At 51.2% G+C, this 15,057-nt stretch carries 15 protein-coding genes; 14 read left to right on the plus strand and 1 reads right to left on the minus strand.

Annotation, left to right across the window (positions count from 1 at the left end):
* Window positions 1-175: 175 nt before the first annotated feature.
* The 6 genes from BN2684_RS02785 to BN2684_RS02810 all read left to right on the plus strand — a co-directional run bounded on the left by BN2684_RS02785 (window position 176) and on the right by BN2684_RS02810 (window position 6,340).
* Window positions 176-1,789 carry a xylulokinase gene (locus BN2684_RS02785; protein ID WP_058300660.1) on the plus strand — a complete coding sequence of 538 codons (1,614 nt, stop codon included), beginning with the start codon at window positions 176-178 and terminating at the stop codon, window positions 1,787-1,789.
* Between the two features lies 1 nt (window position 1,790).
* Entirely contained in the window at window positions 1,791-2,486 is a 696-nt protein-coding gene (locus tag BN2684_RS02790) for an L-ribulose-5-phosphate 4-epimerase (RefSeq protein ID WP_058300661.1), read from the plus strand.
* A gap of 34 nt (window positions 2,487-2,520) precedes the next feature.
* Window positions 2,521-3,945 carry an L-arabinose isomerase gene (araA, locus tag BN2684_RS02795; RefSeq protein ID WP_058300662.1) on the plus strand — a complete coding sequence of 475 codons (1,425 nt, stop codon included), beginning with the start codon at window positions 2,521-2,523 and terminating at the stop codon, window positions 3,943-3,945.
* 184 nt (window positions 3,946-4,129) lie between these two features.
* Window positions 4,130-4,432: an ArsR/SmtB family transcription factor gene (locus BN2684_RS02800; protein WP_058300663.1), complete on the plus strand. Its 303-nt coding sequence runs from the start codon at window positions 4,130-4,132 to the stop codon at window positions 4,430-4,432.
* A 29-nt stretch (window positions 4,433-4,461) separates the two neighbouring features.
* Window positions 4,462-5,853, plus strand: a complete 1,392-nt coding sequence (locus BN2684_RS02805; protein ID WP_058300664.1) for an aldehyde dehydrogenase — start codon at window positions 4,462-4,464, stop codon at window positions 5,851-5,853.
* A gap of 34 nt (window positions 5,854-5,887) precedes the next feature.
* On the plus strand, window positions 5,888-6,340 hold the full coding sequence (locus BN2684_RS02810; RefSeq protein WP_058300665.1) for a DUF1569 domain-containing protein: 453 nt from the start codon (window positions 5,888-5,890) through the stop codon (window positions 6,338-6,340).
* A 100-nt stretch (window positions 6,341-6,440) separates the two neighbouring features.
* Here the strand turns inward: BN2684_RS02810 and BN2684_RS02815 are convergent, their stop codons facing one another.
* Window positions 6,441-7,100 (minus strand): DJ-1/PfpI family protein, encoded by a 660-nt coding sequence (locus BN2684_RS02815; protein WP_058300666.1) that lies wholly within the window; start codon window positions 7,098-7,100, stop codon window positions 6,441-6,443.
* Between the two features lie 251 nt (window positions 7,101-7,351).
* Between BN2684_RS02815 and BN2684_RS02820 the strand changes: the two genes are divergently transcribed.
* The 8 genes from BN2684_RS02820 (at window position 7,352) to BN2684_RS02855 (ending at window position 15,055) form a co-directional block, all read left to right on the plus strand.
* Complete coding sequence (locus tag BN2684_RS02820) at window positions 7,352-8,347, plus strand: GntR family transcriptional regulator (RefSeq protein ID WP_058300667.1); 996 nt, start codon at window positions 7,352-7,354, stop codon at window positions 8,345-8,347.
* A gap of 259 nt (window positions 8,348-8,606) precedes the next feature.
* Entirely contained in the window at window positions 8,607-9,263 is a 657-nt protein-coding gene (locus BN2684_RS02825; protein ID WP_234340139.1) for a hypothetical protein, read from the plus strand.
* 12 nt (window positions 9,264-9,275) lie between these two features.
* Window positions 9,276-9,995, plus strand: coding sequence for a CD3324 family protein (locus BN2684_RS25225; RefSeq protein ID WP_316245497.1), 720 nt, complete (start codon window positions 9,276-9,278; stop codon window positions 9,993-9,995).
* Window positions 9,996-10,227: 232 nt separating this feature from the next.
* Window positions 10,228-11,031 carry a GNAT family N-acetyltransferase gene (locus BN2684_RS02835; RefSeq protein ID WP_058300669.1) on the plus strand — a complete coding sequence of 268 codons (804 nt, stop codon included), beginning with the start codon at window positions 10,228-10,230 and terminating at the stop codon, window positions 11,029-11,031.
* A gap of 217 nt (window positions 11,032-11,248) precedes the next feature.
* Window positions 11,249-11,698 carry an Lrp/AsnC family transcriptional regulator gene (locus BN2684_RS02840; RefSeq protein ID WP_058300670.1) on the plus strand — a complete coding sequence of 150 codons (450 nt, stop codon included), beginning with the start codon at window positions 11,249-11,251 and terminating at the stop codon, window positions 11,696-11,698.
* 38 nt (window positions 11,699-11,736) lie between these two features.
* Entirely contained in the window at window positions 11,737-12,318 is a 582-nt protein-coding gene (locus BN2684_RS02845) for a LysE family transporter (protein ID WP_199825291.1), read from the plus strand.
* 297 nt (window positions 12,319-12,615) lie between these two features.
* Complete coding sequence (locus tag BN2684_RS02850; RefSeq protein ID WP_148449861.1) at window positions 12,616-13,512, plus strand: MurR/RpiR family transcriptional regulator; 897 nt, start codon at window positions 12,616-12,618, stop codon at window positions 13,510-13,512.
* 22 nt (window positions 13,513-13,534) lie between these two features.
* A complete protein-coding gene (locus BN2684_RS02855) occupies window positions 13,535-15,055 on the plus strand; it encodes an amidase family protein (protein ID WP_082651713.1) in 1,521 nt (506 codons plus the stop codon).
* Window positions 15,056-15,057 lie beyond the last annotated feature (2 nt).

A 15,057-nucleotide genomic window follows, 5' to 3' on the forward strand; every position in this document is an offset into this window, starting at 1 on the left:
AAAGATAATAATGAAAGAATAGAAGGGGTTATGGAATAATTGTAAGTATATCTATTGTTTGATGTTGACAAATGTACGAACAAAAAAATATACTAAAGCTGTCAATAAGGGAAAGCGCCTTCTTTTTCGATTATAGAGGATAACCCGCTTTGTCAGGGAGAGGAGTCACGCAGGGATGGATCAAGACTTGAAACAAGCCATTGCCAAGGGAGAAACATCACTTGGCATCGAATTTGGATCTACCCGGATCAAGGCCGTGTTGATCGATCATCGGTTTAAGACCATCGCATCGGGAAGCTACGAGTGGGAGAACCTCTTGGTTGATGGATATTGGACGTACAACTTGGCGGATATTATCGCGGGTCTGCAAGTGGCTTATCGTGAGATGAAGCAAGAAGTTGAACGGGACTATGGAATCCCCCTTCAAACCGTCGGTTCAATCGGATTCTCGGCCATGATGCACGGATATATGGCTTTTGACAGCATGGGGGAGCTGCTGGTTCCCTTCCGGACTTGGCGGAATGCAACAACCGGCGCCGCGGCGAAAGAATTGACGGACCAATTCCAATTCAACATCCCCGAACGGTGGAGCATCGCTCACCTCTATCAGGCGATATTGAACGAAGAACAACATGTGCCTCGCATCGATTACCTGACAACGTTAGCGGGATACATTCACGGTTTGCTGACGGGCAACAAGGTGATTGGCATCGGAGACGCATCGGGCATGTTCCCGATTGATGAAGCCGCTCAAGATTACCATGCGTCGATGGTGAAGCAGTTTGATGAACTCGTCGCGGCGAAGGGATATCCATGGAAGCTGAAGGGTATTCTCCCCAAAGTCCTTACCGCAGGCGAGCAGGCAGGCGTATTAACCGAGGCGGGCGCCAAGCTACTGGACCCATCCGGGACGCTGCAGCCTGGTATTCCGCTATGCCCGCCGGAGGGTGATGCGGGGACCGGGATGGTGGCTACGAATAGTGTGAGGAAACGGACGGGCAACATCTCCGTCGGGACTTCCGTTTTTGCCATGATTGTCTTGGAGAAGGAGCTAACGGCCGTTTATCCGGAAATCGATTTGGTGACTACCCCGGACGGCAGTCTGGTCGGCATGGTTCATGCCAACAACTGCTCAAGCGACATCAATGCCTGGATGGGCTTGTTCCGTGAATTCTACGAAGCCATGGGGCAGAAGGTCGACTCCAATCAATTGTTCGGCGTGCTGTTCAACAAGGCGATGGCGGCGGACCCCGATGGCGGCGGGTTGCTGAGTTACGGGTATTTCTCGGGTGAAAACATCACCGGAATCGAGAAGGGCCGGCCGCTGTTTGTCCGCTCTCCCGAAAGCCGGTTTAACCTGGCCAACTTCATGCGGACCCATCTGTTTACCGCCTTCGCCGCTCTGAAGATCGGCATGGATATTCTGACCAAGAAGGAAGACGTCGCCATCGACAGCATTTTGGCTCACGGAGGATTATTTAAGACCCCTCTCGTCGGACAGAAGATGGTTGCGGCGGCCCTGAATGTTCCGGTTTCCGTCATGGCGACAGCCGGGGAAGGCGGGGCGTGGGGGATGGCGATCCTGGCCGCTTACATGATGAACAAAGCTCAACAAGAAAGTCTGGATGACTTCCTCGATCAACAAGTCTTTAAAGAGGTGGAGGGCCAAGAAGTCGATCCGGACGGTTCTGATGTAAAAGGATTCGAAGCTTTCATGGAACGCTACACAAAAGGGTTGGCGATTGAGCAGGCCGCTGTGGATCATCTTGTAGAGAACGGGAGGGATTGATGTGTTAGAGCAGCTGAAGGAAGAAGTATATGAGGCCAATCTGGACCTGCCTAAACAGGGACTCGTGAAATACACCTGGGGCAATGTAAGCGCCGTGGATCGGCAAAGCGGCTTATTCGTCATCAAGCCGAGCGGCGTCAGCTATGAAAAGATGAAGCCCAGCGATATGGTCGTCGTTGATTTTGACGGCAATGTGGTGGAGGGAGAGCTCAGGCCTTCCTCCGATACCCCGACTCACGCTGTGCTGTATAAGCATTACGCAGAGATCGGCGGCATCGTGCACACCCATTCGACTTGGGCGACCGTCTGGGCGCAAGCCGGTCTTGATGTCCCTGTCATGGGGACGACTCATGCAGACACCTTCTACGGTTCCGTACCCTGTGCCCGTTTCCTGACCCAAGAGGAGATTGATCGCGGCTATGAAGCAGAGACCGGACGGGTTATCATCGAGACCTTTGAGCAGCGGGGCTTAGACATTATGGCGGTCCCCGGTGTTCTGCTCAAGGGCCATGCACCCTTCACCTGGGGCAAGGATGCGAAGTCGGCCGTCATGAACAGCGTCGTGCTGGAAGAGGTTTCGAAAACGAACTTGTTTGCACGCGAATTGAATCATTTTGCGGAAGAGCTGCCCCAACGAATTTTGGATAAGCACTATTTGCGGAAGCATGGGAAAGACGCCTATTACGGACAAAAGTAATCCAAATCATCATACAGAGAAGAGGATGAGTAAGATGACAACAGCAGCAAAAAAAGAATTTTGGTTTGTCGTAGGGTCCCAGCACCTTTATGGGGAAGAAGCGTTAGCAGAAGTCAAAGCTCACGCGCAGGTCATGACCGACGCCCTGAATAAGAGTGGGGTTCTGCCTTACCCGCTTGTCCTGCAGGACCTGGCTGTCACTGCAGACAAGATCACGACCATCATGAAGGAAGTCAACTATCGCGACGAGGTTGCCGGTGTCATTACCTGGATGCATACGTTCTCGCCCGCAAAAATGTGGATTCGCGGAACGAAATTGCTGCAGAAGCCTTTGCTTCATCTGGCCACGCAATACAATGAGAGCATTCCTTGGGCGACGATTGACATGGACTTCATGAACCTGAATCAGGCCGCTCATGGTGACCGGGAATATGGCTTCATCAATGCTCGTTTGAATAAACAAAACAAAGTGGTCGTCGGGTACTGGGAGCGCGCCGAAGTACAGAAGCATATCGCAGACTGGATGGATGTAGCGGTTGCTTATAACGAAGGCTTCACCATCAAAGTCGCCCGCTTCGGCGACAACATGCGCAACGTCGGCGTTACGGAAGGGGATAAAGTCGAGGCGCAAATTCAATTTGGCTGGACCGTCGACTATTTCGGCATCGGCGACCTTGTTCAATACGTAAATGCGGTTACGGCAGAAGAGGTTGATGCTCTGTTTGCGGAATACTCCAACCTGTATGATTTTGATTATGGCACGTACAGCAAGGAAGCTTGGGAGGCCAGCGTAAAAGTTCAAGCCAGCTATGAAATCGCCTTGAAACGCTTCCTGGATAACGGCGGGTACAATGCCTTCACGACGAACTTCGAAGACTTGTATGGAATGAAGCAGCTTCCGGGTCTTGCCGTCCAACGCTTGATGGCACAAGGCTATGGCTTCGCCGGGGAAGGCGACTGGAAGACAGCTGCGCTCGACCGCTTGCTGAAGGTGATGAGCCACAATGATTCCACTGGCTTCATGGAAGATTACACCTACGAGCTGGCAGCGGGTCAGGAAGCGATCCTGCAGTCGCATATGCTGGAGGTAGACCCGTCTCTGGCGAGCAATAAGCCGAAGATCCTCGTAGCGCCGCTCGGAATCGGCAACCGCGAAGATCCAGCCCGTCTCGTATTCGACGGCAAGGCAGGAGAAGGCGTCGTGGTATCGATGGCGGACTTCGGCACGCATTACAAGCTGTTGATCAACGAGGTAACGGCATTTGAGCCGACGGTTCCGGCTCCCAAGCTTCCCGTGGCTCGCGTGTTGTGGAAAGTGAAGCCGAACTTCCAGGATGGAGTGAAGGCCTGGATCGAGAACGGCGGCGGCCACCATACCGTGGTCTCCTTAACCTTGACGACGGATCAAGTTGTCACCTATGCCAAGCTTGTTGGGCTGGAGTACGTGATTATCAAGTAAGGATAACCAAGCCATATTCGAAAAGAGCAAAACGGTACGTGCTTATGGCGAAACCGTTTTGCTCTTCTTTTGCTTATCGGGGCGACTGCGGCTTGATTATTTATGAAGATAGGTGTACGATAACTCCAATGATTATGTTTAAATGTTTAAACATTTAATCCTAGATGACAGGGTGATCACCGACATGGGTAAACAAGCGCTGCAGATTTTTCGCGAAAGCCTTCCGATTCTTCAAGTATTAAGCGATCCGCACCGTCAGGATATCTTGCTATTCCTCTCCGAGAACGGCAGGAAGACAGTCAATGAAATCACGGAGCAGTTGATCCTGTCTCGTCCGGCGGTCTCTCATCATTTAAAATTGCTCAAGAACGCAGGGGTCGTCAAAGTCGAGCAAGCTGGCACTCAGCGGTATTATGAGCTGTCCATGCAGGAATCGGTGGAATTGTTAAGAAGATTGTTGACCGCCTTGGAGCGAGATTGTCTCTAGACCTGATTGGATGAAAGGAGGAACAGAGAATGAAGCAATGGACGCTGGAGCAGGTCGATGAGATCCTGCAGGAGCATCGCAAGAAATTTCACAGCGGTTATACGCGGAGCGTGGAATTCCGCCTGGAGCAGCTCAAGAAGCTGTCGGACGCAATCCGACGGAACGAGAAGCAGCTGCTGGAGGCGTTATATCAGGATCTGCACAAAAGCGAATTCGAGGCCTATTCGACGGAGATCGGCTATACGCTGGATAGCATCCGTTACATGAGCAAGCATTTGAAGCGGTGGATGAAGCCGCGCAGGGTAAGGACACCGTTCTACCATGGATTAGCCAAGAGTTATCTGCACAAAGAGCCCTACGGGACCGTTCTGATCATCGGGCCGTTCAATTATCCGTTCCAATTGCTGATCGAGCCTCTGATCGGGGCTATTGCGGCAGGGAACAGCGCAGTCTTGAAGCCTTCCGAGAATACCCCTGCAGTTACCGTCGTCGTCAAGAAGCTGATCAGCGAAACCTTTGACGAGACGTATATTCGAGTGATTGAAGGGGAGAAGGAAACCACCTCAGCGCTGATTCACGCTCCCTTCGACTACATCTTCTTTACGGGAAGCGTACCGGTCGGCAGGATCGTCATGGAAGCTGCGGCTCAAAACCTCGTCCCCGTCACGCTTGAGCTCGGGGGCAAGAGCCCGGCTATCGTGGACCGTACCGCGAACCTCGACGCCGCAGCCAAACGGATCATTTGGGGCAAGATGATGAATGCCGGGCAGACTTGTATCGCCCCGGACTATGTTCTGGCTCACGAGGAGATCAAAGAGGAATTGATCGCCCGAATGAAAACGGTCCTTGCGAGCTTCTTCGGACCGGATGCAAGACAGAGCAAGGACTTCGGCCGAATCGTCAATGAGCGGCAGTTTGACCGATTGGCCGCTATTCTGGAAGCGGACTCGGCTCGCGTGCTGTCAGGCGGGATGCTAGAGCGAGAGGAGCTTTACATCGAGCCGACTCTGCTCGATACGGCTTCCTGGTCAGACGCGGCCATGCAGGATGAGCTCTTTGGTCCGATCCTGCCGATTCTGAGCTTCCGGCAAGTGGAGGAAGCGATCGAGCAGGTGAACAGCCGGCCCAAGCCTCTTGCGCTGTATCTGTTTACCGAAGACTCTCGCGTAGAGCAGGAAGTGCTCACTCGCGTATCCTTCGGTGGAGGCTGCGTGAACGATACGATCAGCCATGTGGCCAATCACCATCTGCCCTTCGGGGGAGTAGGGAACGCTGGGATTGGCGCTTATCACGGACCATACAGCTTCGAGCTGTTCTCCCATACGAAGAGCGTTCTGAGCAAGAGCACCAAATTGGACATCCCCTTCTTATTTCCGCCTTATGGCGACAAGGTGAAGTGGGTTCGAAAGATCATGCGGTAATGCAGGAAGGATGGCAAGAAGGAGGAGAAGGAGCATGAACAACGTGCATTTTGCATCGCTGGATGAGGTGAAGAAAGAACTGTCGAGCCTGGAGGGATATGGCGTCATCCAGACCAAGCAATGGCCGCTCTATGAGATTCTCGCCCATTGCGCCCAGACCATCGAATATTCCATGACCGGTTATCCGGTGCTGAAGCCCAAGCTGGTGAGGAAGACCATCGGGCGCGTGGCGATCCGTAAATTTTTGAAGCAGGGCTATATGAAGCATGATTTGACGGCACATGTACCGGGTGGGGCCAAGATCCGTCGGCAGGGAACGGCCGAGGAAGGAATCGAGCTGCTGCTGAAGGCCATCGACGCCTTCCAGGCGTACAAAGGGCCGTTGGCTCCCCATTTGATCTTCGGAGAACTGAGCAAGGAGGAGTATGATCTGTATTTCGCTATGCACATCGCGGATCATTTCTCCGAATTGGAGCTCGCCAGCTGAGCGCTAAAGTTTCGTATAACAGGGTTAAGGCCATCCGCCAAGGATGGCCTTAACCCTGTTGCAGACGCAAGCTGAATCGTATCGCCTTCAAAGGTCGAAATTATTTGGTGAAGTACTCGATATCATCCTTGTAGTTGTCGTACGCCTTGGCATACTCCATGACTCGGGCTACTTCCAAGATAAAGGATTCCTCGTATCCGGCACGGCGCAGCAAGTGGAAGCCCATCTCCATACCCGATGCTATACCGCCTGCAGTGATGATGCGGCCCGAATCGACGATGCGAGCTCTGCTGATCTTAGCGGCCGGTGCGATTTCTGCAAGACGATCAATCGGCACTTTGCCCATATTGGTTTTCTCAATCCGGTCGGGTTCCTTCCGGTTTGTAGCGGCGATGCCGTCAAGAAGCCCCATGTTGCCATAAATCCAGGAACCTGTACATACGCTGGTCAGAAGAGTGGTTTCAGGCAAAGACTTGATAAATTCATGCAGCCGTTTGTTGTACGTTTCTTGTCTCGTACCAAAACCGCCGGGAATCAGAAAGGCATCCATATCCGGCAAATCATTGAAGCTGTAATTCGGATGAACCACCAGTCCGGCCTGTGTTTGGATCGGTCTCATGGAATCTGCAACAAGAAAGGCGTCGAGCTCCGGATCCAATCTTCTGGCTACAGAGAATACTCCATAGGGAGCAGCGTAGTCGATAATTTCCGCATCTTTAAATACATATACACCCAAACGAAACCCACTTTTTTTACTCATGATCATTTCCTCCTAAGTATTTTTTTGTTTTTTGGGATGATTTCTTTCGTACCCAGTATGATCGTTGGAGGACTTCTGCCCTCTCTCTTCCTCTTTTGAAGAGATTCAGCCATTCTGTTAACACCTCTTTTTAAGTAATATATACATACTTGACTAGTTATATAGTTTTTTATACTTTATGAACTTCTTTTTGTCAATGGGGAGGTAATGGATTATAATATAACTAGATAACTATGAAATGAGGTTTATTTATGAACCACAAAAGTTTAATGCTCCAAATTGATCCAAACTTGACCTTTAGCGTTAATACACAAATTAAAGAACAGCTCAAATGGCTGATTGGAACCGGTAAAATCGAACTCGGCGACATGCTGCCTGCAGCCGGTCAATTGGCTGATTCATTGGGACTTAATCGCAATACGGTGAATTGGGTTTATAATCAACTGCGCGACGAAGGCCTCGTCACTATGCATAAAGGACGTGGAACGATCGTAAGCCACGGACCCAGGGTCGAACAGCTACGAAAAGAACGTGAGCCGATGCATCGTCTGCTCACCGAAACGATAAATAGCGCCCAAACGGAGGGGATGGAGCTTCAATCCTTTTTTATGGCGGGACTTGCTTATGTTCTTCTTCAGGATCCTTCTGGGGAGCAAGGGAGGCGAATCGTTCTTGTGGAATGCAAAGAACACGACTATCTCTTCTATCAGTCCGAGATCCAGCGGATCACTGGCTGTGAAGTGGATGTCGTGTTTACAGAGCAGTTGGCGAACGGAGAACGGCTGTCAGACGATGTGCTGACCGCTTCTGACATGATCATTACAACCGTCAATCATGCGGATGAAGTAAGGAAAATCATGGTAGGTCGGGATCTCCAGATTCATGTCATCGGCGCAACCCTTGAGCCGCAAACCTTGCTGAATCTGGCCAAGCTGAGTGAAGGCACTCAAGTCACCTTTGTGTGTCTGGGGAAAGCTGGCGGAGAATGGATGGCTAGCCGAGTAGAGGATGCTGGAGTTCGCCAGATTCGTTCCCAGTCCCTTGGCATCGGGGATCAAGGCTTCGAACAGAACCTGGATAAGATCCGGCAATCGGATAAAATATACGCTTCTTCAGCTGCATTTCATCACATGCAAAACCTGGTGCCGGAGAAGGTGGAGCTTTACCCGATGCAGCTTGAAGCCAGCAGTGAAATCCTTCTTGAAGAATTGGCTGACTCCCTTGAAGCGAAGTCAGAGTCGAAATGAGTAGCAAAAAGCTCGCTAACCCAATCAAGGGTCTCGTTTGCCCCTTGCCATTGTACGGTGAATCCTGCCATGAATTACGACGAGTTTTCTCAGCCGTGTAAAGTTGCATTAAAATATTCACGGCCTATATCCCATCCAATCCCCATGATATCCTTGCCCTAGATCAGATGCGCACCTGATGTGACTAAGACAAGGGAAAGGGTGGTAGAAGATGAGTAAGGACACGATCATTAGATCGATGCTTTCGGAGAAGGTTAGCATGACGCCGAATGGATTTGTATCCGATCAATTAACCCCGGAGCAGTTTGCGGAATGCCACGAATTGTTTTTTGACAAGATCTTGGAGATTCATTCGTCTGATCTGGCGGGAGTAGAGGGCTACGGTTCGTTTAATGAGGAATGCCGAACGGAGTATGGGACCTGCAGGGAGTTTCTGATCGATACATTCGCGGATGATCAAGAGGGTTACTGGTACAATTGGAAGGAGACGTTCGAGACAACGGTTCTCGAGCGTGATTTCTTCGAAACCTACTACGAGGAAATGAAAAGCCGAATTTCTTATTGCGAAGGGAAACGTTATCTGGTTAATAACAACACGTTTTTCGTGAATATGATCACGGACGGCAAGACGACGGTCGGATTTCCCGATTGGAGCCGATCCGGCATCTGTGATTTCCTTCTCGATTTTGCCATTATGGACTTGAACAAGCCGTATCTGCGCATCCCGGAATTGTTGGTCGAGTACTCCAAGAAAAGAGGCATCGTCATACCGGATTTTCAAGAACGATTCCTATGCATGGCCTATTATAAAGGGATCGACGTCCTGCGTTGGCATGCATCGATTGATGACAAGGAGTCTTGCACGACCATCATGAAATCCATCGGCGAACTGAAAGATCGAATCTACGTCTTATAATGGGTGAGCAGGATGAAATACGAAAATGCCAGCGACATCCTTCCTGAGAATCTCTTAAAAGAAATCCAGAAGTACGCGGCGGGGAAACTCCTGTACATCCCTTCCGGGGATGAAAAAAAGGCATGGGGCGAAACGTCCGGGTATCGGGAGCAGCTGCAGAGACGCAACATCATGATTCGCAATAAGTATGCCCATGGGCTCACGGTATCGGAGCTTGCGGACGAATACTTTCTATCCTTGGATTCCATCAAGAAGATCATCTACTCGAAGAGCGGCGATAAGCAGCTAACGTACTCTCCGACGCTGGAATCAGCCGTGCACTACACGAATGCAGGGATGATCGAAGAGTGGGTTCAATGTTATTTGCTGCTTACCCGGAAAGCCGCTCCTCTCGTAGAGGATTTCCTGAAAGATGCCCCCCTCTATTTCGGGGTCGTTAAGTTACCGCTGCGGCTCATCGAGCGCGAAGGCGGCGATAGTGGGGGGGATCTGGCGGGGGATCTGGCGGGGGATCTGGCGGGCGATCCCGATGGCGATTCTCTACTCGCTCCCCCGCCGCTGCTTATTCAGTACGAGGAAGGAAAGTTTACTAGCACCGTCCAGCGAGGGCTGTTGGCCTCATTAAAACAACGCAAAGTAAATGCGTATCCGTCCATCATCGTTCTGCGAAGCAATCAGGAGTATAAACGATTCATGAAACACTATGGAAACATCTTCTTTTATGTGGAATGAGCATAGGGGTTCATGGACGAAGGGCAGAAAGGGGCCGTCCCGCAAGGGGCGGCCCTCATGCGCTTTCAACTCAACAGCCATAATTGTCGAACGCAGAACCGAACGCAAAGGAAGATAATTTTTCGCTGAAAGCGGTATTCTCCATTGATAAAGGGTTGGGTTGACGCTATGGTGAGGGGGAGTCTGTAAAATAGTGAAACACGATCCCTTTCCTAAAGGAGCTGCACCCTCTGTGCCGGAGAAGAAACCACTAGATTACTTGAAACGAATCGAAAAGCTGGAGCTAGAGCTCACCCAATTGAATGCTAGCCGCTCGCTGGTTCCTGTCGAGAGGCAGCTCGAAGTCCTGCGCTTGGGGAGCTCCCTCTTGCTTCGGGATCAGACAGATCCGTCCTCACCTTATTACAATCGAATCAAAGGCTTCGGAGCGCAAGACCTTCCGGAGCTGGATCAACTGCTTAGCCATTATCCGAATGCCGCTCCCTGTTTCGATATGACCCCGAACCACATGATCGAAGAGGTAACTCACGCTTTATCCGAAAAGGGATTTTATCCCGTCGAGCAGCTTGCCTTTCTGTACACTCATCCCTCGAACGAGTCAGTAACGACCTCGGGGTTAACGATTGAACGGGTAACGGAGGGGAGTGCGGAGGAATTTGTCGGGTGGATTGGGCAGTCCATGGGCGGCATAGAGATCAGCAGAGACATGCTGGTGCGGTCCAAGCCGTATTTTCACAGACCTGATTTTCTGAATTATATGCTTAGAATAGATGGGAATCCCGCAGCGATGGCATCGCTTTTCCTTAGTGGAGAAGAGGGCTACCTGGCCAATGACTACACCTTCGAGCCCTATCGAGGCAGGGGCTGTCAATTGGCTTTGCTTCAGCAGCGGCTTGCCGATGCCGTGAAGCTGGGAGTGAAGACGGTGTATACCGATGTAGAGTTCGGCTCAATCAGCCACGGAAATATGGGCAAGGTCGGGTTTAAGACCGCCTTTCTCAATACGTTCTGGATGAAGAAGCCGGACAACCGATAAATTTCGATAATCCTTCCTTGACCTTGAAGAGACCTTCAAGGTTTTTTGTTATATTCACCCTCATCATTCTTTTAAGCCTTGCGGCGGCTCATGGGTCCTCTTTCGAATATTATTAATCTGGGGAAGCAAAAAACCTAAAATCTTATCGATTTTCCTGCAAATCTTTACTTTGTTTTAGCGAATAACTAAAATGGCATTAATTAATTGAAGCGCGGGGGTGACAGGTACGGATAAGACAGACTTAAAAATTATTGACGCTCTAAAAGAAAACGGGAGGGCAACGGCATCCGAGATAAGCCGAAAAGTAAACCTCTCGGTTCCGGCTGTCTCAGAAAGAATAAGGAAAATGGAGGAAGCGGAGGTCATTGAGAACTACACCGTAAAGGTAAACCGAGAAAAGCTTAACTATAAGCTGCTGGTGTTTATCTTTGTCATCGTTGACGAGACGGACAATATTGAGAATTTCAGGAAAACCGTCGTTCAATATCCTTCCGTGCTCGAATGTCATCACTTGGCCGGCGAATATGACTATTTATTAAAGGTGCTCTTGGAAGATACGAAAGCTCTGGAGCAGTTTATCTCTCATCAGCTGCGGGCAATAAAAGGCGTCAACAAGATCAACACGACCATCGCTCTCTCCACCTTAAAGGAAAGCATCAATGTGTAATGGCGTACAAAATGATGGTTAAGGGCTTTCGATTTGGTATGGTATTGCAAGTTGCCATCGGTCCAGTCTGCCTGTTCATTTTTCAAACGGGATCTACAAGCGGGTTTGCCTTAGCGGAGACAGGAGTACTGGGGATTACAATCGTGGACGGCCTTTTTATTTTGGCAGCTATTCTGGGTCTCGCCTCGCTCATGGATAGGAAAAATGTCAAAGCGGTTCTTCGTGGATTCGGTGCCGTCATCTTATGCGTGTTTGGACTAAGCACGATCTTGAGTGCGTTTGATCTCTCGATTCTGCCAAGCTTAAGCCTGCCGAGCCAGCCGGGTTCAACGAGCATTTTCCTTCGTGCCATGCTGCTTACCCTGTCTAATCCGCTTACGGTCCTGTTTTGGGCAGGAGCATTTTCAGCCAAAATCGCAGAGGAGGAGCTGCAAAAAAGCGATATGCTCGCATATGGCTTTGGCGCCGTCCTGTCCACCCTTGTTTTCTTAACTCTTATTGCTTGGTTGGGAAGCGTGCTGCAAACCTTCCTATCCGCATCTGCAATCCAGATCTTGAATGTGCTTGTGGGCGTCTTCTTGATCTTTTTCGGCATGAGGATGATGTTCCGTAAAGGATAGACGATCGAAGCGCAAACCAGAAGCTTGGCTCCCCACTGGCGAATGGGTTTCGCCTTTCCTGATTCTTGTATAGAGTTGTTACCATGTCCGTGCAGCTTGAACTGCACGGGCTTTTTTGCGGGCATTTTCTAGGTTATGGAAGTATAATGTCAGAATATATGACACAAAAGTCGAATGTAATCGTTTTATGTAAAAAATATTGACCTAAATTGTGAAAAATTATTGACGGAGGGTGGGGGATGGGGTATATTTTAAACAATTCAAAGAAGTGAATGAAAAATTTCATATAGAGTGGTGGTGAATGAAATTATTCAAACCGGTGAAATCCGCAATAAGATGCTGAAGGACAAGCTGACTGAAATCATTTACTCCGAAAAAACCACGCTAAACATTCGCAGGCTGGCGGAATACATTTTGCATCATTTCAACTCCGTTGCCTTTATGACCGCAGCCGAGCTCGCCGAAGCGGCCGGAACCAGCCAATCGACGGTCACGCGGTTTGTAACGATTTTCCTCGAGTATTCCAATTTCTCTTCGTTCATCCGAGAGATCCAAGACAGCGTCCGCAATCAAATCTCCGGAACGGAGAACCATCCGGTACTGGCGGAGGGCAGCGATTCGGCCATCGACGCTTACCTGCATCAAGAGGTAGACAACCTGGTCCAGGCGCTGAGGGCAGTCGATGAGCGCAAGCTGCAAATAATGGCCGAACGCATTGCCTCCAAGCCAACCATTCTCGTTATTGGACTGCGAACTGGCACCCACCTAGCCCACTATTTTCACTTTATTCTCAGCAAAATCCACCCCGATGTCCGGTTGGTTACCTCAGGAGGCAGCGGGATCTACGACAAGATTGTGAAGCTGAACCCCGAGAACACCTTGGCGATCAACTTTGTGTTTCCTCGTTACCCCAGGGAAATGATCGAGGTGATCCGGTTTCTGAAGGATAGGCAGGTTGAGCAACTGACCATCAGCGACACCTATTCCCTCGAAGAATGGGGCATCGCGGAATGCCATCTGGTCACCCCCGTGAATTCCACGGATCTCTTTGAGTCTTATGCAGCGTGCTATAGCGTTCTAAATCTATTAATCGGCGAAGTCGGAAAAGTCAATCTGCAGCATACCAAGGAACAGCTAATGTCGCTGGAACGGCTGTATCAGGAGAATCAGGTTTTCTATACCAAAGATAAATAAGTCAGCCGAGGGAGTGGAGAGCGTGCTTAGAAAACCGGATGTGGAAGAGGTCAAGGCGTACGGCCAGGAGCTTGGATTTGATTTCACCGACCTGGAAGCAGAATTGGTGCAGAAGAGCATGGAGAAGAGCTTGGATGGGCTGGACCGTTTCTATGAAGCCAAGCTGGAGGAAGAGCGGCTTCCGATGGGACAATTCCTTCGGGACCCGGGATACCGCCCTTCCGAGGAAGAGGACCCCTACAATGCGTACATTCGCAAATGTCGGGTGGAAGGCACGAAGGAGGGCTTGCTCGCTGGCAAAACCGTCGCGTTGAAGGATCACATCGCGGTAGCGGGAATTCCGCTGACGCTGGGGTCGCATTTCATGGACGGGTACACGCCGGACTTCGACGCGACCATCGTGACCCGAATGCTGAACCAAGGCGCGACCATCACGGGGAAGCTGAACATGATCGATTTTTCCTCCGGTTCGGGGCTCACCGGAACGGGAGACTACGGAAGGGTAAAGAACCCGCATAATCCGGAGCATGTCAGCGGAGGCTCTTCCTCGGGATCGGCTGCCGCTGTGGCGGCAGGCGACGTGGATATCGCCATCGGCGGGGATCAGGGCGGCTCGGTCCAGGCTCCCTCCCACTACTGCGGCATCCTCGGGCTGAAGCCGACATTCGGCTTGATCCCGCACACCGGCGTGTTCGGCTCTGATCCCGGCATCGACTTCCTCGGGCCGATGGCGAAGACAGCGGAGGATGTCGCCGTGATGCTCGAATGCATTGCCGGACCCGACGGATATGACCCCAGGCAGCGCGATATTCCAGAGCTTCCGGCATACAGCCGAATCGTCGATCAGGGCATCAAGGGGCTGAAGATCGGCATCCTGACGGAAGGCTTCGGCTTCGACGGGATGGACCCGGAGGTGGAAAGCGCCGTTCTGGCGGCAGTCGATGTGTTGAGCCAGGCAGGAGCGGTCGTGTCGAAGGTATCTGTACCGGCGCATATCGATGCGCATATCCCGGCCTCGATTCTCCTCATGGAAGGCTGTCGGTACCTGATGGAGACCAATTTCGGTGGAGCCTTCGCCGAGACCTACTACCCCACGTCGCTGATCCGGATGATCGGCAGCTCCAAGCAGAGTCATGGCTACCAGCTTCCGCTGAATATGAAGTCCAATCTGACGACAGCGGAATATTTGCATCGGAGATACTACGGCACGCTGTATGCCAAGGCACAGAATGTGCGCAAGGGAATCCGCAATGCCTACGACCGGGCCTTCGCCGATGTTGATTTGCTCGTTTGCCCCACGAAGCCGACCCGAGCGCCCCGGTTCCACGCCCCGAAGGACACGCGGGAAGCATTGGAGCAGGCAATCCCCAACGCTGGTGCGGCTCACTTCCGGAACACCTCCTGCTTCAATTATACCGGGCACCCCGCGATCAGCATTCCCTGCCGGGTGGACGGACTGCCGATCGGTATGCAGCTGATCGGATCGCATTACTCCGAGCATCTTCTGCTTCAAGCCGCTTATGCCTATCAGGAATCCGTATAAGG

This window comes from Gorillibacterium timonense, from assembly GCF_001457415.1.
Lineage (GTDB): Bacteria > Bacillota > Bacilli > Paenibacillales > NBRC-103111 > Gorillibacterium > Gorillibacterium timonense.